Origin of the sequence: Actinocorallia herbida (assembly GCF_003751225.1) — a bacterium.
Taxonomy (GTDB): domain Bacteria; phylum Actinomycetota; class Actinomycetes; order Streptosporangiales; family Streptosporangiaceae; genus Actinocorallia; species Actinocorallia herbida.
The window spans coordinates 6085134-6103870 of sequence record NZ_RJKE01000001.1; the positions used below are offsets into that span (position 1 = coordinate 6085134).

The 18737-nt window shown below is 69.8% G+C and carries 19 protein-coding genes and 2 pseudogenes; 9 read left to right on the top strand and 12 right to left on the bottom strand.

Features of this window, described 5'->3' with window-relative positions; all coding sequences use genetic code 11:
- The first annotated feature begins 55 nt into the window (after positions 1-55).
- Positions 56-979: a LysR family transcriptional regulator gene (locus tag EDD29_RS27615; protein WP_123667183.1), complete on the top strand. Its 924-nt coding sequence runs from the start codon at positions 56-58 to the stop codon at positions 977-979.
- Positions 980-985: 6 nt separating this feature from the next.
- Here the strand turns inward: EDD29_RS27615 and EDD29_RS27620 are convergent, their stop codons facing one another.
- The 5 genes from EDD29_RS27620 to EDD29_RS27640 all read right to left on the bottom strand — a co-directional run bounded on the left by EDD29_RS27620 (position 986) and on the right by EDD29_RS27640 (position 7339).
- A complete protein-coding gene (locus tag EDD29_RS27620) occupies positions 986-2443 on the bottom strand; it encodes an aldehyde dehydrogenase family protein (protein ID WP_123667184.1) in 1458 nt (485 codons plus the stop codon).
- Positions 2444-2460: 17 nt separating this feature from the next.
- Entirely contained in the window at positions 2461-2856 is a 396-nt protein-coding gene (locus EDD29_RS27625) for a Zn-ribbon domain-containing OB-fold protein (RefSeq protein WP_123667185.1), read from the bottom strand.
- 10 nt (positions 2857-2866) lie between these two features.
- A complete protein-coding gene (locus EDD29_RS27630) occupies positions 2867-4027 on the bottom strand; it encodes a thiolase family protein (RefSeq protein WP_123667186.1) in 1161 nt (386 codons plus the stop codon).
- Between the two features lie 17 nt (positions 4028-4044).
- The gene (locus tag EDD29_RS27635) at positions 4045-4833 is read right to left on the bottom strand and encodes a crotonase/enoyl-CoA hydratase family protein (protein WP_123667187.1); all 789 of its coding nucleotides are present in this window, start codon (positions 4831-4833) and stop codon (positions 4045-4047) included.
- A gap of 73 nt (positions 4834-4906) precedes the next feature.
- A complete protein-coding gene (locus EDD29_RS27640) occupies positions 4907-7339 on the bottom strand; it encodes a CaiB/BaiF CoA transferase family protein (protein WP_123667188.1) in 2433 nt (810 codons plus the stop codon).
- Positions 7340-7705: 366 nt separating this feature from the next.
- Between EDD29_RS27640 and EDD29_RS45770 the strand changes: the two genes are divergently transcribed.
- Positions 7706-7855 (top strand): hypothetical protein, encoded by a 150-nt coding sequence (locus EDD29_RS45770; protein WP_170201609.1) that lies wholly within the window; start codon positions 7706-7708, stop codon positions 7853-7855.
- Between the two features lie 122 nt (positions 7856-7977).
- Here the strand turns inward: EDD29_RS45770 and EDD29_RS27645 are convergent, their stop codons facing one another.
- Positions 7978-9198, bottom strand: a complete 1221-nt coding sequence (locus EDD29_RS27645) for an acyl-CoA dehydrogenase family protein (protein WP_123667189.1) — start codon at positions 9196-9198, stop codon at positions 7978-7980.
- A 106-nt stretch (positions 9199-9304) separates the two neighbouring features.
- Here EDD29_RS27645 and EDD29_RS27650 point away from each other — a divergent pair, with 106 nt between their 5' ends.
- On the top strand, positions 9305-9895 hold the full coding sequence (locus EDD29_RS27650; protein WP_123667190.1) for a TetR/AcrR family transcriptional regulator: 591 nt from the start codon (positions 9305-9307) through the stop codon (positions 9893-9895).
- Positions 9896-10147: 252 nt separating this feature from the next.
- Entirely contained in the window at positions 10148-10642 is a 495-nt protein-coding gene (locus tag EDD29_RS27655) for an NAD(+)/NADH kinase (protein WP_246053058.1), read from the top strand.
- 45 nt (positions 10643-10687) lie between these two features.
- Here EDD29_RS27655 and EDD29_RS27660 read toward each other — a convergent pair whose 3' ends face one another.
- The 4 genes from EDD29_RS27660 to EDD29_RS27675 all read right to left on the bottom strand — a co-directional run bounded on the left by EDD29_RS27660 (position 10688) and on the right by EDD29_RS27675 (position 12877).
- Positions 10688-11095 carry a hypothetical protein gene (locus EDD29_RS27660; protein ID WP_123667192.1) on the bottom strand — a complete coding sequence of 136 codons (408 nt, stop codon included), beginning with the start codon at positions 11093-11095 and terminating at the stop codon, positions 10688-10690.
- Entirely contained in the window at positions 11092-11793 is a 702-nt protein-coding gene (locus tag EDD29_RS27665) for an IS5 family transposase (RefSeq protein ID WP_170201610.1), read from the bottom strand. Before EDD29_RS27665 ends, EDD29_RS27660 begins: the two co-directional genes overlap by 4 nt.
- Positions 11790-12557, bottom strand: coding sequence for a transposase family protein (locus EDD29_RS27670; protein ID WP_123662701.1), 768 nt, complete (start codon positions 12555-12557; stop codon positions 11790-11792). The genes EDD29_RS27665 and EDD29_RS27670 overlap by 4 nt, the downstream gene beginning before the upstream one ends.
- A gap of 134 nt (positions 12558-12691) precedes the next feature.
- Positions 12692-12877: a transposase gene (locus EDD29_RS27675; protein ID WP_211359941.1), complete on the bottom strand. Its 186-nt coding sequence runs from the start codon at positions 12875-12877 to the stop codon at positions 12692-12694.
- Positions 12878-13390: 513 nt separating this feature from the next.
- Between EDD29_RS27675 and EDD29_RS27680 the strand changes: the two are divergent.
- Positions 13391-14163 (top strand): annotated as a pseudogene (locus EDD29_RS27680) (transposase family protein).
- A 185-nt stretch (positions 14164-14348) separates the two neighbouring features.
- Here EDD29_RS27680 and EDD29_RS48240 read toward each other — a convergent pair.
- Positions 14349-14924 (bottom strand): annotated as a pseudogene (locus EDD29_RS48240) (transposase family protein); the annotation flags it as partial.
- A gap of 310 nt (positions 14925-15234) precedes the next feature.
- Here EDD29_RS48240 and EDD29_RS48025 point away from each other — a divergent pair.
- Positions 15235-15780, top strand: coding sequence for an MFS transporter (locus tag EDD29_RS48025; protein ID WP_342774445.1), 546 nt, complete (start codon positions 15235-15237; stop codon positions 15778-15780).
- Positions 15781-15890: 110 nt separating this feature from the next.
- Here EDD29_RS48025 and EDD29_RS27695 read toward each other — a convergent pair whose 3' ends face one another.
- Positions 15891-16577 (bottom strand): TetR/AcrR family transcriptional regulator, encoded by a 687-nt coding sequence (locus EDD29_RS27695; RefSeq protein WP_246053060.1) that lies wholly within the window; start codon positions 16575-16577, stop codon positions 15891-15893.
- 101 nt (positions 16578-16678) lie between these two features.
- Here EDD29_RS27695 and EDD29_RS27700 point away from each other — a divergent pair, with 101 nt between their 5' ends.
- The 3 genes from EDD29_RS27700 to EDD29_RS27710 all read left to right on the top strand — a co-directional run bounded on the left by EDD29_RS27700 (position 16679) and on the right by EDD29_RS27710 (position 18737).
- Entirely contained in the window at positions 16679-17614 is a 936-nt protein-coding gene (locus EDD29_RS27700; RefSeq protein ID WP_211359942.1) for an NADP-dependent oxidoreductase, read from the top strand.
- Positions 17615-17644: 30 nt separating this feature from the next.
- Positions 17645-18016 carry a DoxX family protein gene (locus EDD29_RS27705; protein WP_123667197.1) on the top strand — a complete coding sequence of 124 codons (372 nt, stop codon included), beginning with the start codon at positions 17645-17647 and terminating at the stop codon, positions 18014-18016.
- 82 nt (positions 18017-18098) lie between these two features.
- Entirely contained in the window at positions 18099-18737 is a 639-nt protein-coding gene (locus EDD29_RS27710) for an NAD(P)-dependent oxidoreductase (RefSeq protein ID WP_123667198.1), read from the top strand.

Here is an 18737-nt window from a genome sequence, read left to right on the forward strand (position 1 = left end):
CCCTTCCGCGCCGGCGACGCCACCCGTTGAATCGACATGGGTACGCTGAGCGACGATGGACATCCAGCACGTGCGCTCCTTCGTGGCCGTGGCCGAGGAGCTGCACTTCGGCAGGGCGGCGGAGCGGCTCCACATCACGCCCTCGCCGCTCAGCCGCCACATCCGCGACCTGGAGAAGGAACTCGGCACCGATCTCTTCGACCGCCGCTACCACCAGGTGGAACTCACCGCGTTCGGACGGCGGTTCCTCGAACCGGCCCGTCAGCTGCTGGAGCGCTTCGAGGCCCTGCGGCGCCTCGGCCCCGCCCTGGCACCTCCGCTCCCCGAGCCGCTCCGGATCGGTGCGACGCCGCTGGCGCCGCCCCAGGTCCTGGACCTGGTCCTGGAGACGGCACACGAGGTCGACTCAGAGTCGGAGCCCGAGATCACCCTGGAGCCCTCGGCCGTGCTGCTCCGCCTGCTGGCGGACCGCAAGCTCGACCTGGCCGTGGTGCACCTCCCCCTTGGCGACGCCCGCCTGGCCTCGATCCGGCTGGCCGAGTACCGCTTCGGCATCGCCCTGCGCAACGATGACGAGCTCGCCCGACGTCCGACCCTCAAGATCGAGGACGTCGCCGAGCGCCGGATCCTGGTGGGCTCCTCCAAGGTCCAGCCGCTCGCCATGGCGGAGTTCCGCCGCCACCTGGTCGAGGCCGGAGCCACGCGGCTCCGGGAGCTCCCGCACAGCGACGTGGTCCAGCTCGCCGCCCTCGTCGGTCGCTCCCGTGATGTCACGGTGGTCTCGATGAGCTCGCTGAGCCGGCGGATCTTCGACAGCACGCGCGTCGCGCTGGTCCCCCTCGACGAGCCCGCGCTGCGGCTCGAGGTGGGCGTCGCATGGGCGCCGCCGGCGGACGGCGCCGAGGCGGCCGGCTCCGTCGTCGAGAGGATCGTCTCCGCTCTCGGCTCCCCGGAGAACCGGCCGCCGCTGGCACTCTGACCCGCCTCAGCCGTCCAGCGCCGCGGCGATCCTCTCCTTCATCGCCGCGACCGCCGCGCCGCTGAAGGGCGGCACGCTCCTCGGCGCCACGCCGAACCCGAGGGCGTTGGCTGTGACGGCGCGCCGGTGGGTGAACGTCTCGAACCCCGCCCTGCCGTGGTAGGCGCCCATCCCGCTCTGGCCGACGCCTCCGAAGGGGACTCCTTCGACCCCAAAGTGCAGCGCCATGTCGTTGCGGGTCACTCCACCCGAGGTCGTCAGGCGCAGGAACTCGCGGAACTCCGGCGTGTCCTCGCCGTACCAGTAGGCCGCCAGCGGATGCGGACGGGCGTTGACGTAGGCGATCGCTTCGCGCGGGTCGTCGTAGGGCAGCACCGAGATGACGGGCCCGAAGACCTCCTCGTGCGCCACCTCCATGTCGTCGGTCACGCCGAGGAGCAGCGTGGGCGGAATCCGCCTGCCCGCACTGTCGCGGCCGGTGTCGGAGACCGCCGTGACGGCCCGCGCCCCTCGGGCGACCGCGTCGTCGATGAGGTGCGCGACGCGCGCGTAGTTGGCGTCGTTGACGATCGTCGTGACCTCGGGATTGTCGCGGTAGGTCGGGAAATAGCGAGCCATATGCCTTTGGTACGCGGCGACGAAGTCGTCCACCGCGGACCGCGGGACGAACACGTAGTCCGGGCATAGGCACAGCTGCCCGCCGTTCATCATCCGGCTCGCCGCGATCCGCTCCGCGGCGGTGTCGACATCGGCATCCGACGCGACGACGACCGGGTTCTTCCCGCCCAGTTCGAGGGTGACCGGGACGAGGTTAGCCCCGGCGGCGGCCGCGACGCGCCTGCCGACCGCCGGCGAGCCGGTGAAGAACAGGTGGTCGAACGCGAGCGAGGAGAAGGCGACCGCGGTGCGCAGGCCGCCTTCGACGACGGTGACCTCCTCGGGAGCGAGATGTTCGGCGACGGCCCGCGCGAACACCGCGGCGGTGCGGGCGGGGACGTCAGAGAACTTGATCATCACCCGGTTGCCCGCGGCTAGCGCCTCGAGAGCGGGCTGCACCACGAGCGCGATCGGGAAGTTCCACGGCCCGATCACCCCCACGACGCCCTTGGGACGCTTCTGGACGAAGGTGGGGGTCCCCCGCTCCGCGGAGCCCGGGACCGGCTCGTCCGCCGCCCACTCCTCCAGGTCCCGGCGGATCTCGGAGACCGACGGCAGGAAGCCGAGGATGTCGGCGCTGAGGCTGGCCGCCTCAGGCCGGTTGCCGAAGTCCGCGTTCAGCGCCGCGACGAGGTCGTCGGCGTGGGTCAGCACCGCCCGTACCAGCCGGTCGACGCGGTCGAGGCGGACCCGTACGCTCGGCGGCCCCTCCTCGAGGAAGGCCGACCGCTGCGCGTCCAGCAGCGCGACGAGCTCTACTTCGGAGACGTCCGCGGACGTCGGGGCGGCTGTGTGATCTACGGTCATGGTCGTTCCTTCTCAGCTCAGCGGGGACGGAAGGTCGGGACGGGCTCGCCGCCCTCGGGCCGCTCGAACGCGACCGCCACCTTCAGGCCCGCGGTGATCGCCTCCGGCTCCAGTCCGGTGAGGCGGGCGTGCAGCCACGGCCCCTCGTCCAGCTCGACGATCGCCACGGATGTGCGGGAGGGCGGTGCGTCACCACGGGCCCGGCCGTGCACCACGGTCCACGACACGACGGTCCCGGTGCCCGCCGCCACGGCCCAGGCCTGCCGGTCCGACTGGCAGTGCTCGCAGGCCAGGACCTGCGGGGCGTTGAAGGCACCGCAGGCACCGCAGCGGCGGATGAGCAGTTCCCCGCGCGCCGCCGCGTCGAAGAACTCCGCGGTCTGGGCGTCCCGGTGCACGATTCCAACGGTCATCGCTGTGCTCCTAGTGTGCTCGTGGGCTGAGGACGAGGGTCGAGTGGTGGTCGAGGATGCCGCCGTTCCCGCTGACCAGGACCAGATCGTTGCGCCGCGCCTGGCGCTCCCCGCCCTGTCCCCTGGCCTGAATGACGGCCTCGGATAGCGGTGTCATCCCCCACATGTAATAGGAGGACAGCTGTCCTCCACCCGTGTTGACGGCGAGTGACCCCTCCGGGCCGAGCACTCCGCTTTCGACGAACGCGCCGCCCTCCCCCTTGGCGCAGAAGCCGTAGTCCTCCAGGGAGACCAGGACCGTGTAGGTGTAGCAGTCGTACAGCTCGACCACGTCGATGTCGGCCAGCGTGACGCCGGCCATCTTCAGGGCCGCCGGGCCCGCCTGGGCGGCACCGCTGACCAGCCCGAACCGGCTGTCGCGGCCCATGACGTAGCCGGGGTGGGCCTGCGCCCAGCCGAGCACGTGCACGGGCGGCTGCCGCAGCTCCGCCGCGCGGTCGGCCGAAGTGACGATGACCGCAACGCCCCCATTGCTCACGAGGCAGCAGTCCAGCAGATGGAACGGCTCGGTGATCCACCGGGACGCCTGGTGGTCGGCGAGGGTGATCGGCTCCCGCATCTGGGCGAGCGAATTCCTGGCCGCCCACGCCCGCTGCGCGACCGCGATCGCACCGAACTGCTCGCTCGTCGTCCCGTACGTCTCCATGTGCCTGCGGGCGGCCAGCGCGTACTGGGGGTTGGCGCCCAGCATGCCCGAAGCGGCCGTCAGGCCCCGCCAGCCCCTGGGCGTCCGCGACGTCGCCGCGTAGGCCGCGCCTCCGGCGACCTTCTCTTTCAGCGGTGCGTCGGCGAACACGCAGGCGATCACGTCGGCCATGCCGGACGCCACCGCCATGGACGCGTACTGGACCATCGCGCCCGCGGACGCCCCGAACGACTGGACGGACGACAGCACCCGCAGGTCGTGCAGCCCGAGGTCGCGCTGGAGCCCGATGCCGATGTCGCCGCCGATCCCCGCGTTCGTCAGCAGGCCGTCCACCTCGTGCAGGCCCACGCCCGCGTCCGCGGCGGCCAGACGGACCGCCTCCGCCGCGAAGTCCGAGGCGCTGCGCCCGTAGACCTTGCCCATCTCCGTGATGCCGAGACCGACGATCGCCGGTGACCTGTTCATCCTCGCTCCTCCGCTCGTCATCGGGCCTCCCACACCGGAGCGCGCTTCTCCGCGAAGGCCCGCGGACCCTCCTTGGCGTCGCGCGACCGCATGATCTGCGCGGTCTCCACCGCGGTCAGCTCCCAGGCCGCGGCCTCGGCCGCGACGTCGCCGCCGCTGATCCCGCGCGCGATCCGCTTGGACGCCTGGACGGCCAGAGGCGCGTTCACGCTGATCGCCTCGGCCAGCGCGAGCGCTTCGGTCAGAACCTTCTCCTGTGCGACGACCCGGTTGACCAGGCCGAGCCGCAGGGCGGTCGGCGCGTCGATCGGCTCGCCGGTCAGGACCAGTTCCATGGCGACCTTGCGCGGCAGCTGGGCCGCGAGCCGGAACGCGCCTCCGGCACCGGCGATGATGCCGCGTTTGACCTCCGGCAGGCCGAAGGAGGCGGTCTCCGCCGCGACGACGAGATCGGCCCATAGCGCGATCTCGGTGCCGCCACCGAGCGCGAAGCCGTTGACGGCCGCGATCACGGGTTTGGCCAGCGGGTGCTTGACGCACCCGGCGAAACCCCAGTGCGCCGGGAGCCCCTCGCTCCTGAACTCGCCCCGCGCCACCGCCTTGAGGTCGGCGCCCGCGCAGAAGGCCCGGTCACCGGCTCCGGTCAGCACGACGGCGCGGATCTCCGCGTCGGTGTCGGCCTCGTCCAGCGCCGTTCCCACGATGCGCGTGAGCGCCAGGTCGACGGCGTTACGCGCCTCCGGCCGGTTGAACGTGATCACCATGACATGGCCGCGCCGTTCCACCAGCGCCGCTTCCTCGCTCATGGTCTCCCCTCCTTAAACTGTCGTTCGCAGGCGTACTGTTCCTCGCGGGATTCCGTCCTCCGCGTGCGTCCGGTCATGCGGGCTCTTCCAGCACGCCGGAGGCGAGCAGGGACTCGATCTCGGCGTCGGAAAGGCCGAGGACCTTGGCGCAGACCTCCCGGGTGTGCTCCCCCATCCGGGGCGCGGGACGCAGCTCGGGATCGGCCAGCCCCTGGAAGGTGGCGGGCGCGTTCTCGGTGGGCAGCGGTGCGGCGAGCCCCGGCTGGTCGAGCTCGCGGAAGAAGTCCCGGGCCCGCAACTGCGGATCGTCGAGGTACTCCACGACGCGCTGCATCATGCCCGCGGGCACGCCCGCCGCCTGCAGCCCGGTCATCACCGCACGGGGCGGGCGGGCAGCGGTCCAGGAGCCGAGGGCCTCATCGACCAGCGCGCGGTGCGCCACCCGTCCGGCGGATCCTGCGAGACGCACGTCCTCGAGCAGGTCGGGCCGTTCGATGGCGGAGCAGAGCGCACGCCAGTCTGCGTCGTCCCGCACCGTCACGGCGCACCACTCGTCATCTCCCGCGCATGCGTAGACGCCCTGCGGCGCGTCCCACTCACCGGTGTTCCCCCGGGGCCGGAACGAGCCGGGCTCCAGCGACTCGCGCAGGAAGTCGTCGGACATCTGGGTGAGGATCGTCTCGGCCTGCGACACGCTCACCGTGCCGCCCCGGTCCGACCGGCGGCGGGCGATCAGCAGCGCGAGGACGGCGACCGCCCCCACTCTCCCGGCGATGTGGTCGGGGTAGATGGTGACCCCGTCACAGAACCCGTTATCCACGCCGAGGTCGCGCCAGAGACCTGTCAGGCCGGCGGACGCCCGGACGAGCGGGCCGTATCCCATCCGGCGGCTCCACGGACCGCTTGAACCCAGCGCGCTGCTGTCGGCCATGACGAGACGCGGATTGACCTGCTTCAGCACCTCGTACCCGAGCCCGAGAGACTCCAGCGTCCCCGGCTTGAAGTTCGACAGGACGACGTCGGACTCCGCGACCAGCCGCTTGAAGAGCTCGACGCCCTCGGAAGAGCGCAGGTTGAGCCCCAGGCTCACCTTGTTGCGATGGCCCCAGGCGAAGGACGGACTGATCTCCGCACCCGACGTCGACTGCCTGCTGCCATCGGGGAACGCCTTGTTCTCCACCTTGATGACCTCGGCGCCCTGGTCGGCGAACAGCCGGCCCAGTTCGGCGCCCACCACGATCACCCCGAGGTCCAGAACCCGCAGTCCCTCCAGCGGCCGTCGCCGCTCGGTGCCGGCGGGAATCCAGGCAGAGGCGGAGGACGCTTCGTCCGCAGGTGCCTCTCCGGTGAGTACCTCGGCGGTGTGCTCTCCTACCGAGGGGGCACGGTGCCGGAACCCGGCGCGTACCCCGTTGATCTCCGCGTATCCCGTGGGGACGCGACCGCGCAGGCCCGGTGCGATCTCCGCGTCGGCGAGCCCGCCGCGCGCGAGGAAGTGCTCGCTCTGCAGGACGTCCGCCGGCGTCAGCAGCGCCGCGATGGGCACGCCGAGGCGCTGACCGTCCGCGAGGAGTTCCTCCTTGCCCCGCTCGGCGAAGAACCGTCCGATAAGCCCGTACAGACGTTCCGCGGCCTTGAACCGCACGTGGAGCTTGTCGAACTCCGGATCGGCGAACTCCGCGGGCTCACCAAGCCAGCCGAACATCCCTCGCCACTGCCTCTTGGAGAGCAGGCAGATCCGCACATGGCCGTCCGCGCAGGGGAAGATCGGGTAGAGCAGGCCGGGACGAGGGCGCCCGCGGGGTCCTTCGTAGGGCGGCCGCCCGCCCGTCGCCGAGCCGCCGATGCCGAAACCGGGATCGAGGGACTGCGCCGTCATCTCGTAGACCGAGCAGTCGACGTGGTCCCCCCTTCCGGTGTCCAGCCGGTTCGTGTAGGCGAGCAGGGCGGCCCACGCGGCCTGCACCGCGGCAGACTCGTAGGCCAGCCCGCCGGGCGGCATCAGCGGCGGCCTGCCCGGCATCCCGGAACGGGACAGGACACCGCCCATCGCAAGGTGCGTCCAGTTGGTCGCCACCCAGTCCCGGTAGGGGCCCGTCTGCCCGAAGTCGCTGATCGAGACGACGACGAGGCTCGGCAGGCTCTCCCGCAGAGTCCGCGCACCCAGACCCAACTCGTCCAGCGCCCCCGGCCGCTCGGTCTCCAGGAAGATGTCGGCGGTCTCCAAAAGTCGCAGCAGCCGCGCGCGGTCATCGACCTTCTCCAAGTCGAGGACAATTCCACGCTTTCCTGCGTTTCGCGTGGCGAAGTAGAGGCTCACACCGTTCACCACGGGTTCGCGGAAGCGTGATGCTGCGCCTCCTGGGGGCTCTACCCGGATGACCTCAGCGCCGAGATCGGCGAGGTAGCGCCCGCACATCTCCGCTTTTCCCTCGGCCATGTCCACCACCCGGACGCCGGCAAGAGGCAGCGACGAGCCTTCCTGAGAAAAAGCACTTACCGCCATATGGAACCTCACTCTGCCAGGATACGAACACGTGAAATATACGTGTCCGACCTCACTACTTCGCCCGGTAACCACCTGGGATAAGTGTCCGATTATGCAATGAGGTACATGGCGCAGAGCGCAATGTACCTCATTGCCGACGGCCGAATAGGCGATCACTAAAAGCACAATTCAATCCAGCCGCGGCGAGGCCTTCGGCCGAGCGCGAGGGCGGGCGTAACGGCCTCGCCGAAGGCGGCATCCTCAAGCAGCAGCTCGCCTCAGGACGGCCACGGGTCGAGGACCTCTCGCCCCGGCGTCGTCTCGCTTCTGCCAGCCCCCCGAACCCGCGCACGTCCAGGACGATTTCACCCGTCCCCTCCTCCCATGCGCACATGCCCGTCCCGCCTCACCATCGGACAGGAGGTGTTGCCGCCGTGGATGGGCGTGGGAGGCGGCAACATCCAGGAGCGCAGCGATCTGTACCTCTATTACCGCGAGTACCTCCAGCCGAAGACGCCCGCCGGGCGCGCCTGACTCGGCAGGCCCCTGGACCAGATCTACCTCGTCGGTCTCCCCGCCGCATGAACCGCGGCTCCCTCGAACTGCTCGGCACCGAGGTCGCGCCTATCTCCGCGGGGGGAGGACACCGTGGGTCTTCAGGAGGACGGCGTCCCGGCCGACGGTGATCGCCGATGGACGGGGAGGCCGAGGACGTGTTCTGCGACGAAGTTGAGGGCGAGTTCCTGAGATATGGGGGTGGAGCGGAACAGGCGTGCGTCCAGGTAGTGGTCGACCAAACCCTGCTCCTTGTCCCAGCCTTCCGCACCGAAGGTTTGGAGGGTCTGGTCTGCGGCCGCGTAGGTGACGTCGGCGGCCATGATCTTCGCCATGTTCGCCGCGGCGCCGACCTCGGCGGAGGCGACTCCGGCGTCGAACAGCGCGGCGGCCTTGTACGCCAGGAGCCTTGCCGCGTTCAACTGCACCTCGATCCTGGCGAGCGGGTGCTGGAGAGCCTGGTAGGAGCCGATGGGCCGGTCGCCGAAGACAGTGCGGGAGCGGGCCCGGCCGACGGCGAGTTCGAGCAGGTGTGCCGCGGATCCGAGGGAGATCGCGGTGAACAGGATGCGCTCGATGTTCAGGGCGTCGAACAGGCTGGTGATCGCCTGATGTTCGAGGCCGATGATGTCAGACGCGGGCACCCGGACGTCGTCGAGCCGCACGTGCCACTGCCGCAGTCCCTCGCGGCCGCCCAGTCGCTGCTCGGTGAGCGTCACCCCGGCGGCGCCCGGGTCGAGGAGCAGCGCGGTGAATCCCGCCATCGACGGGAGCCCGTGCTCGGCGCGCTGCTCGGCTGTCAGCGACCGGGTGACCAGGAGCAGGCGGTCGGCGATCTCGACGCCGGAGATAAAGGACTTGGCGCCGTTCACCCGCACGTGGGCGCCTTCCCGCTCGGCGAAAGTGGCCATCCGGGCGAAGTTGTGTCCCGCCTCGGCCTCAGTGAACGCCAGTCCGATCAGCAGGGAGCCGTCGGCGATCCCAGGAAGGTGGCGGGCCTTCAGGTCCGCGGAGCCCGCTACGGTGATCAGCCGTGCGGCGGCGTGGGTCAGGACCGGCAGCGTGGGTGCCAGGCCGCGAACGGCGAATGCTTCCATCGCGAAGGCGGTGGCCAGAAGCCCCTTCTCGGTACCCCCGTGCTCGGCAGGCACGAGCGCGGCCATGGTCCCCGCCGCGCAGTAGTCTCGCCAGAAATCCGGGCGGTACTCGCCGTGGTCCAGGCCGTGCTGCCGAATCTGGAGCGCCTGGTTCCGCCACGGTTCCGCGGCATTCTCTGCCTCCGCGATCAGTGCTCGCTGGGACTCTGTCGGCGTGAAGTCCATCGGTCCTCATTCCTGGTCGGGTTCGCTCGCGCGGTCGTCTGACATTAATCGTAACGTCGTTACGTAACGATGTTACTAAATCAAGGCAACCGGTAGGATCGTGCTCGTGCCCAGACCCAAGCAGCGCACCGCCGAGCTGCGCGAACACGTCCTGGCGGCCGCAGTCGACCTCCTTGTGCGCGAAGGCGTCAGCGGCTTCACCGCCCGCGGCGTGGCCCGTGCAGCCGAGACGTCCACGCCCGCCGTCTACGAGCTGTTCGGCGACAAGAGCGGACTGGTCAGAGAGGTGTTCTTCGCCGGGTTCCGCCTGCTCCGCCGACGGCTGGGCGCCCTCGTCGACACCGACGACCCCCGTACCGACCTCATCGAGGCAGTGGGCGTGTGCCGGTCCTTCGTCCAGGACAATCCGGTGCTCGCCGAGGTGATGTTCTCTCGGCCATTCAGCGACTTCGACCCCGGCCCCGTCGAGGTGGAGGCTGGCGCGTCGGTCCGCCGCTTCGTCGTCGACCGCGTCGCCCGCTGCGTCGACGCCGGCCGGATCCACGGCGACCCCACCGACGTCGCCCACGTCGTCCTCGCCCTGGCCCTGGGCCTGGCCGGCGCCGAGACCGCCCAGCGGCTGGGCACGAGCCCCACCGCCATCGACCGCCGCTGGTCCCTGGGCGTCAACGCCCTCCTCGACGGCTTCAGCCGCTGACCTCGGGCATCCAAGAGAGTCGCCTTCGTCCGGCGACGCGCCGAACTATACCGCGGCCGACACAGCGAGTGCGGCGATCTAAGGTGGGCGGATGGCGGCTGAGCTGTGGGGAAGCACAGTGGGCGTCGATCTGCACCCAATGACGCCGGTCTGGGGTTCAGTCGGCACGATCCTCGCGTTCGGCCGCTAGCGCGGGTCCGCCTGCTCGTGCGGGACGTCGACCGCCACCGAATGCCGGAGAGTATCGAGACCGTGCCGGACACCGACTTCCTCGCCCGCGTGGACGTGGTCATCGCACTGGGAGGCGATGGCGCCATGCGCCTGGTGATCGACCGCCAGGTGCCAGCGCTCGGGGTCAATCGCGGCAACCTCGGATTCTTGGTCGAGGTCGCGCCGGACCTGCTGCCATCAGCCTTGGAACGCCTCGTCTCCGGCGACTTAACCCTGGAGCGGGTCGCCTGGCTGGAGACCGCAGCAGACGACGATCTCGCCACGCGCTTCGGGTTCGACGATGTCGCCCTCACCACCTCGCTGCGGCCCGAGGCGGCCCAGGTCGCCTGCCCTTCCGCGAAGGAGGACTCCAGCCTCAGCGCCGTCAAGCTGAGCCTCCTCGACCCTCCTGTCCGCTCCCGGGCTCTCCAGATGAGTGAAACGCGCCACGTTCGCGGGCAGGGTCAGGGATTGCCCTCACGGGAGACCTGCAGGGGAGCTTCGCTCAGCGGTGCACGTTCCCAACACTCAAAATAGCAGGTCACTGGGCGAAGATCCGCGCTGCTCTTAGAGGGTTTTCCGTTAGGCCTTGGGTGTTTTGAGGGTGAAGAGTCCGGGTTTGGGTTCGTTGGCGAGGTCTCGGCTGACGAGGCGTTTGAGTTTGGCTCGGGTGCCTTCGACGGTGTTTTTGTGGGTGTGGGGCAGGCCGAGGGCGAGGCAGGCTTCGCGGGCGTGCAGGCCGTCGGGGTGTCGGGCCAGAACGGCGAGGAGGTCCTGGTAGGCGGGCGGGAGTTGCGGCGGGTCGGGTTCGGTCGGGGTGGCGGGCAGCAGGTCGAGGAGGGTCTGGCGGGTGACGTCGAGGCGGGTGAGCTGCTGGTGGGCGGCTTCGAGTTCGGCGGTGAGCCGGTCGACCTCGGCTTGGGCGTCATCGAGCAGGCCGGTCAGGTGCTTCAGCAGCGGCTCGGGCAGCGGGGGCGGGTGGTCGCTCACGCGGCCATGACGGAGGGAAGGGCCGGAGCGTCGTGGTCGCGCCAGCGGCTGGTGGTGCCGGTCAGGCGGCGGGTGAGCCGGTCGGTCTCGGCCCAGTAGACGTGGGCCCGGCTGCTGGCGGTGGTCTTCTCGTAGTCGCGGACCAGCCGGCGATGCAGCATCAGCGTGCCGAACGTCTGCTCGACCACCCACCGTCTCGGGATCGGAGCGAACCCCGTGGTGCCGGGCTCACGCTGCACCGTCTCCACGGTGATGCCCAGCATCTCGCCGTGGTCGGCGACCTGCCTCTTGAACCCCGCATCCACCCACGCCGCCTCCACGGACGGGTTGTCGATCGCGACCTGGTCCAGCAGCTCGATCCCGACGGCGTTGTCGTGCACGCTCGCCGCCGTCACGACCACCGCGATGATGAGGCCGAGCGTGTCGGTCGCGATGGCGCGCTTGCGGCCCCGGGACTTCTTGCCCGGATCCAGCCCGGTCGTCTCCGAGGGGACCCCTGCCGCGGCGTGAACCGTCTGGGAGTCCATCGCCACCCCCGACGGGTCCTCGCCCCGGCCGGCCTTCTCCCGCACCCGGCAGCGCAGCAGGTCATGGATCGTCTGCGTCAGCCCGTCATCCCGCCACGCCGCGAAGTAGTAGTACACCGCCGACATCGGCGGCAGATCATGCGGCAGGTACTCCCACTGAGCCTTTTTCATCGTGCTTCGCGGTTGGCGAGGACGGCGATGGCTTTGACGAGGTGGCCGGCTTTGGAGGGGCTGCACCGGAGTCGGTGGAGTAGTTTCCATGACTTGAGCTGGGCGTTCGCCCGTTCGCCGGGTGCGCGCAGGCGGGCGTGGGAGCGGTTGGCCTGCTTCTGGGAGGCGGGTTTGCCGCGGCCCTTGTAGGGCGTGATCACCACGCGGGTCTCGGCGCCCTGGTAGCCCTTGTCGGCAAGGACAGTGATTCCGGTCTTGTGGAGCTCGCGCAGGATGCCCCAGATCCGTGCGGCCGTCAGGTCGTGCGTCCGGCCGGGCAGCGCGCCCGAGGTCCACAGGATCTCCCCGTCAGGGCCTGCGATGACCTGGATGTTCACGCCGTGGTGGCGGTGCTTGGCCGAGTAGTACGGGCGGTCTGCGGCGACGCGGTCGGTGCGGATGAGTGTCCCGTCCATGACCAGCAGGTGCAGCCCGTCCCGCACGGCCCGGCGCAGCACCTGTGTCAGCTTCGGCGACCGGGACGACAGCAGCGCGACGACCTCCTCGACATACCGCCAAGCCGTCGAGATCGACACCTCGAAACCAGCCCCCAACTGCGCGAACGTTTCTCCCTTGCGCAGGTGGACCAGCACCAGCAGCGCCTGCCGGCCTGGATTCAGCAGCCGCCAGGCCGAACCGATCGCCCTGCGATGCCGACGGATCAGCCCCGCGACGTAGTTCAGCGTTGAACGCGACAAATCGACGGCAGCACGATAGAACAGCACCGAAGCTCCTGGTCGAGACGGGTGTTGGTTGTGGTGATCAACCCATCTACCAGGGGCTTCTTATCGTTTGAGGCCGTTCCGGGAACCCGCGGCCATGCTGTGATCAGCCCACCCGCACCCAGGATGAAAAAGGCTCACTGCACCCCCGTCCGCTCCTGATACAGGATCGCATTCACGATCTCCCGCATCGGATACCGCCCCGAATGCCCCGAAACCGACCGATGCCGCGCCTTCCACGCCGAGATGAACGGCTCGACCAACGCCCACCGCTCATCGGACAGATCACTGCGATACGCCTTACGGCCACCCTCCACATCCATGCACCCACAGCAACCCAGACACCACCCAGGGTCAACAAGCCGCTACACAACCCTCACCGACACGGCCAACCGCATCACCGACAATCCCTCTCAAAAGACCCTCTCAGATCCGTGCGGCAGCCGGTCCAGCGACCGTACGTCTCCACGCATGGATCATCGCGCGTCCTATCGCACGCTCTCCCACCATCGCCTGGCAAAGTCCCGCTACGCATGAAGGGAGCCGGGTGGCAAAGGCCTGAAACCCGTACCGATCCAGGGACAGGGCGGGTCAGCAATGGGTTCGGTGCACCCGTAGGTGCTTCGCCTTGCCTGATCACAAGCGCAGTACGCCGTCTCTCTCCAGCCGATAGCCCTGCATTCTGGGCAGCGCATCCAATGAGCCTTTTCCAGCAGTCTTGTCCGGGCTGCTGATCACGACATGATCGCGGGTGGTGTGACTGGCTGCGGACGTGAAGAAACCCCTGGTAGGAGAGGTGGTCTCTGACCTCCGCCCCCCGCAACCAGAGGTTTCACGTGCTGTTCTATCGTGCTTCGCTGCCTTTGTCGCGCTCGACCCTGAACTACCTGGCCGGGCTCGTCCGGCGGGAGCGGGTGAAGCTGAGGAGCAAGGGCCGGGCGCTGAATCCCGGGCAGCAGGCGCTGATGGCGGTCGCGTATTTGAAGAAGGGTGAGACGTATCAGCAGCTCGGAGCGGGTTTCGGGGTCGGGACGACGACCGCGTGGAGGTACGTGAACGAGGTCGTGGCAGGCTGTCGGCCCGCTCGCCCAAGCTCGACAAGGCGCTCGCCCGGGCGAAGAAGGACGGGCTCGGGCATCTGATCCTGGACGGCACCCTGATCCCGATCGACCGGCTGCGCGCCGACCGGCTCTTCTACTCCGGCAAACACAAGAAACACGGCATGAATCTCCAGGTCATCGCCGGTCCGGATGGGCAGATCGTGTGGGTGTCAGGTGCTGTGCCCGGCTCGATCCACGACCTGACAGCCGCCCGCAACTGGGGCATCATCCGCGCCCTGACCACCTGCGGGCTGCTGGTCCTGGCCGACAAAGGCTACATAGGCGCCGACCCGGCGATTCTCGTCCCGTACAAGGGCAAGGACAAGCCCGCCCCGCAGAAGCAGGCCAACCGCTCCCACGCCAAGCTCCGCGGCCCAGGCGAACGCGCGAACGCACAGCTCAAGTCATGGAAGATCCTCACCAAACTCCGCTGCTGCCCCCACCGCGCCGGCCACCTCGCCAAAGCCATCAGCGTCCTACAAAACCGCGAAGCCGCCCTCACCCTGTGATGAAAAAGGCTCAATGACATGCTCTGGTCCCCTCGCCCTCGCGGGTCCGGGTAAGTCATCGATCCCAGGAATATTCCTCCAATTCCTCCCGGCTGAACCGGGGATATAACAGGGCGCCTCGTGGCGCACGTGTGCAGAGCGTCAGCGGTGATGACTTTCCCGGCCAGATCGAGCGGGGCGAGCAACGGGGCGAACGCCGGGATCTGGTTGCTTTTGGCCTCGACCTGGCGTTGAGCGATGACGAGCTGGTCGTGGTGCAGGGCCGCGGCGAGCAGATGAACGGCCGTGCCGTCGGTGCGGCTGCCGCGCAGGGTCTTGCCATCGACCGCGATGGCGACCGGCGGAAGGTCGCCGGGGTGTTCGGCGGTCAGCCGGGCGAGGTAGCCGCCCGCCGCCTCGTCCAGGGCGTCGCCGTCCAGGCGGGCCAGTAGCCGGCCGAGTGTGCTGGCCGCCGGCAGATCCGCGCCCTGGCGCAGTCCGAGTGCTGTGAGCAGGGCGGGGTCGCAGCCCGCGATGAACCGGGTGATGCGCGCGAGTGAGGTCGCCCCGCCGAGCACCGCGAGCAGGCACAACGTCAGCAGCGGTCCCAGCCGGTAACGGCGTCCTCGACGGTCACGCGGGTCGGGCAGAGCGTCCAGCAGGTCAGCGAGTGCGGGCAGGTCGGGGAGCTCTTCGGGTGGGCAGGGCAGCACGACGTCCTCGCGGTGGCGAACGAGTACGTCGATCGGGGAAGATGGCACGCGGACGCGGCCCCTGTTCATGATCGACTGGCTTAGGCACCAAAGATCATCGGAGGTCGCGTTCGTCGTTCACTCACCGGGGACCCTCCCCACACCAGCTCAGCCGCCCCGCCGTCCCAACTCACGAGAACGCATCAGCCCTGGTTGGCGAAGTCGCGTCGAGCACGGCGATGATGCAGTCTGGGGTGTCGAGGCCGAGGCGGCCGTCGGCTTTGGCAACGAGGCCTCGCAGAGGCATTTCGCGAGGACGGCCGGGGCTGCAGCGCTCAGCCCTGGGCGGCGTGGGAGACGTGTTCCCAGTCGGACCAGGTCTTCAGGCGCTGGGCGTGAGGTGCGTGACGATGCCGACGGGCTGGGAGCCGAACAGGATGCGCAGGGGCGGGTTGTCGGCGTCGACGGCCAGATGATCATCAGGGCCGGCGTCGGCATCGCCTACGGCGCCATGCCCGCCCTCATCATGAGCGCCGTCCCCCGCAGCGAGACCTCCGCCGCCAACAGCCTCAACTCCCTCATGCGCTCCCTCGGCACCTCCATCGGCGCCGCCGTCATCGGCGTCGTCATCGCCCAGATGACCATCACCCTCACCGCCGGCCACGCCGTCATGTCCGAAGACGGCGCCCGGGTCGGCCTCGCCGTCGGCCTGATCGCCACCGCCATCGCCCTCTTCCTCCCGACCCTCCGCCGCAAAACCGCAGCGGAAGACAACCCGACCCCATCAAGGCACCCACCGCACCAACCCCTGCGGCCAACGCTTGACGAGAGCCCCTCGGCCGCAGCACTCGGCGCTCCGCTGTCCATGTCGTGGCGGGTCTGGCCCCTTCCGACCCGGGCACCGCTCCGATCGCACTTCATCTCCCTGCGCCTAGATCACTGTTGATGCCGCGCACGCTGCGGCCCGCGAGCGGGAGGCCGGGTCTTTCGGGGTGGAGCCGCGTCGTAGTTCACGGAGTCGATGCGGGCCCGGGCCGCTCCGGAGGCAGTGGTGGTTCAGGTGGTTCGGGTGCAGTTGAGGCCGAGCATGGCGTGGGCGAGGGCGTCCGGGTCGGGTGGAGGCGGGAGGGTGTCGGGCTGGGGAGCGGTAAAGGCTTGGATCATGTAGCCGACGAGGCGAGGGGAGCTCTCGGGAGCGGCTTGGGCGGTGGCGGCGATGACGCCGGCGTTGGCCATGAGCAGGATGACGAGGTCTTGTGAGGCGAAGTCGGGGCGCAGGCGGCCGGTGGCCTTGGCGCGGTCGATGAGCTTGCGGAAGTCGTCGTAGGCGCGGGCGCGTAGTTCTTCCAGGTGAGCGGCGGCGGGGAAGGTCATGGTGAGGACGTCGGCGAACCCCCGGTCGGCGGCCTGCATGGCGCACACCGCTTGTACGTAGCCGGCGAAGCCGTGCCACGGGTCGGGGTCGGCCAGGGCGGTCTCGACCGCGTCGACGTAGGCGCGCATGGTGTCGGCGAAGACCGCGTCCAGGAGGTCCGCGCGGGTGGGGAAGCGCCGGAAGAGGGTGGCGATGCCCACCCCGGCGGCGCGGGCGACCGCAGACATGGGCACGTCGATCCCGTCGGCGGCGAACGTCGTACGGGCTGCCGCGAGGATCCTCTCACGGTTGCGTTCCGCGTCCACGCGCAGCGAAGACCCGCCCGGGCAGAGGCTGTGACCTGGGGTGTTGTCATCGGCGCTGCTCATGCAGCCCATCATAGTCCGCAAATGGAAGAAGCTTTCCAGTTGAGGTGTTACAGTCGGCGAAGGAAACGGAAAGCCCTTTCCGATTGATGTTGGGAGATCTCATGCGTGCTCTGGCTGTGGAGTCGGTTCCGGCGTCCCCGCAGGTCCGCGAGGTGGACGCGCCGCGTCCGGCGGCGGGGGAGGTGCTGGTGGCGGTGGCGTCGGCGTCGGTGAACGGCTTCGACGCCGCGACCGCCGCCGGGTATCTGCAGGGGGCGATGGAGCACCGGTACCCGCTGGTGCTCGGCAAGGACTTCGCCGGGACGATCACCGGGCTCGGCGAGGGCGTCAAGGGCTTCAGCGTCGGCGACCGGGTGTTCGGTGTGGTGATGAAGCCGGTCCTGGAGGTCGGGTCGCTCGCCCAGTACGTGACCGTGCCCGCCGCCTACGGCATCGCCCGTATCCCGCAGGGCCTGTCGGTGCAGGAGGCGGGTGCGCTCGGCCTGGCCGGGGCAGCGGCCCTGGGCAGCGTCGATGCGGTCGGCCTGGGTGAGGGCCAGACGGTGCTCGTCTCGGGGGCGACCGGCGGGGTCGGCGCGCTCGCGGTCCAGCTGGCCGCGGCTCGCGGCGCGCGGGTGATCGCGACCGCCCGCCCTGGCGATGAGGCCGGCTTCGTCACCGGCCTGGCACCGAAGGCCGAGATCGTCGACTACACCCGCGATCTGGAGTCAGAGGTGAGCAGGCTCGCCCCCGAGGGCGTTGACGCGGTGCTGCACCTGGCCGGTGACGGTGCCCAGCTCGCCGGTCTGCTGCGGGCGGGCGGCCAGATCGCCTCCACCCTCGGCTTCGGCCCCGACGCCGTCGCGGGCCAGAACATCACCGCGCATTCGGTGATGGCCGACCCCAATGCCCGGACCCTGACGATGCTGGCCGACCTGGCGGCCTCCGGCGCGCTGCGCGTGCCGGTCACCGCGGCTTGGCCGCTGGAGCAGGCGCACGAGGCGTTCGCCGCGTTCGGCGCCGGAGCCCTCGGCAAGCTCGCCGTCACCTGCTCCTGACACTCTCCCCCTTCCTGTAAGGAGCCCCCGATGAACGTGACCCTGTGGATAGTGCAGGGCATCCTGGCCGCCATGTTCGGTATGGCCGGCGTGATGAAGTCCACCCAGCCCCGCGAGAAGCTCGTCGGCTCACTCCCGTGGGTCGAGGACTTCTCCACCCCGATCGTGCGGCTCATCGGCGTGGTCGAGTTCGCCGCGGCGCTCGGCCTGGTCCTCCCGGCCGCGACCGGCATAGTCCCGATCCTCACCCCGCTCGCGGCCTCGGGTCTGGTGGTCGTGATGGTCGGAGCGATCATCACTCACGTCCGCCGCAAGGAGCCGCAGGCGATCGTCTTCAACGCCGTTCTGCTCGTCGCCGCGGCGTTCGTCGCCTGGGGACGCTTCGGTCCCCACTCTCTCTAGGAAACCCAGGGCAGGGGCACGCCACGGCGTGCCCCTGCCCTGGGTCGTCGCCCCCAAAGCACACCCCTTCTAGGAGTCCCTGATGCGCGTCACCGTCTTCGGAGCCACCGGCAAGATCGGCCGCCTGGTCGTCGACCAGCTCCTGGCTCACGGCCACCATGTCGTCGCCTTCGCCCGCGACCCCTCCAAAGTGCACCGCACCGACCCCCACTTGACCGTGATCACCGGTCAGCTGTCCGACACCGACGCCGTCGGCCGCGCCGTCACCGGCAGCGACGCCGTCGTCAGCGCGCTCGGCCCGTCGCTGAAGCGCTCCACCCCGGCCGGGCCGCTCGCCGCCGGTACCCGCACCATCGTCGATGCGATGAAGGCCGCCGGAGTCCGGCGGATCATCGGCCTCGCCACCCCCTCCCTCGCGGACCCGCGCGATGCCAGGCACTGGAAGCACACCGTCCTGCCGGTCATGGCCCGCCTGGCCTTCCCCAACGCCCTCACCGACTTGGGCCGAATGACCGAGGCGATCACCGGCTCCGGCCTCGACTACACCATCGCCCGCATCACCAACCCCACCGACAAGCCCGGCACCGGCCGCATCCGCGCCGGATACCTCGGCCACGACAAGATCGGCTCCGCCATGAGCCGCGCCGACATCGCCGCCTTCCTCATCGGCCAGCTCACCGACCCCCGCTACAGCCGCTCCATGCCCGCCATCAGCAACTAG

Coding starts and splice junctions, on each gene's coding strand:
- EDD29_RS27700 (WP_211359942.1), top strand. CDS start 16,679: ATGCGTGCTCTGGCTGTGGAGTCGGTTCCGGCGTCCCCGCAGGTCCGC.
- EDD29_RS27615 (WP_123667183.1), top strand. CDS start 56: ATGGACATCCAGCACGTGCGCTCCTTCGTGGCCGTGGCCGAGGAGCTG.
- EDD29_RS27675 (WP_211359941.1), bottom strand. CDS start 12,877: ATGGATGTGGAGGGTGGCCGTAAGGCGTATCGCAGTGATCTGTCCGAT.
- EDD29_RS27710 (WP_123667198.1), top strand. CDS start 18,099: ATGCGCGTCACCGTCTTCGGAGCCACCGGCAAGATCGGCCGCCTGGTC.
- EDD29_RS27640 (WP_123667188.1), bottom strand. CDS start 7,339: ATGGCGGTAAGTGCTTTTTCTCAGGAAGGCTCGTCGCTGCCTCTTGCC.
- EDD29_RS27625 (WP_123667185.1), bottom strand. CDS start 2,856: ATGACCGTTGGAATCGTGCACCGGGACGCCCAGACCGCGGAGTTCTTC.
- EDD29_RS27635 (WP_123667187.1), bottom strand. CDS start 4,833: ATGAGCGAGGAAGCGGCGCTGGTGGAACGGCGCGGCCATGTCATGGTG.
- EDD29_RS27665 (WP_170201610.1), bottom strand. CDS start 11,793: ATGAAAAAGGCTCAGTGGGAGTACCTGCCGCATGATCTGCCGCCGATG.
- EDD29_RS27620 (WP_123667184.1), bottom strand. CDS start 2,443: ATGACCGTAGATCACACAGCCGCCCCGACGTCCGCGGACGTCTCCGAA.
- EDD29_RS27695 (WP_246053060.1), bottom strand. CDS start 16,577: ATGAGCAGCGCCGATGACAACACCCCAGGTCACAGCCTCTGCCCGGGC.
- EDD29_RS27630 (WP_123667186.1), bottom strand. CDS start 4,027: ATGAACAGGTCACCGGCGATCGTCGGTCTCGGCATCACGGAGATGGGC.
- EDD29_RS27645 (WP_123667189.1), bottom strand. CDS start 9,198: ATGGACTTCACGCCGACAGAGTCCCAGCGAGCACTGATCGCGGAGGCA.
- EDD29_RS27705 (WP_123667197.1), top strand. CDS start 17,645: ATGAACGTGACCCTGTGGATAGTGCAGGGCATCCTGGCCGCCATGTTC.
- EDD29_RS45770 (WP_170201609.1), top strand. CDS start 7,706: ATGCGCACATGCCCGTCCCGCCTCACCATCGGACAGGAGGTGTTGCCG.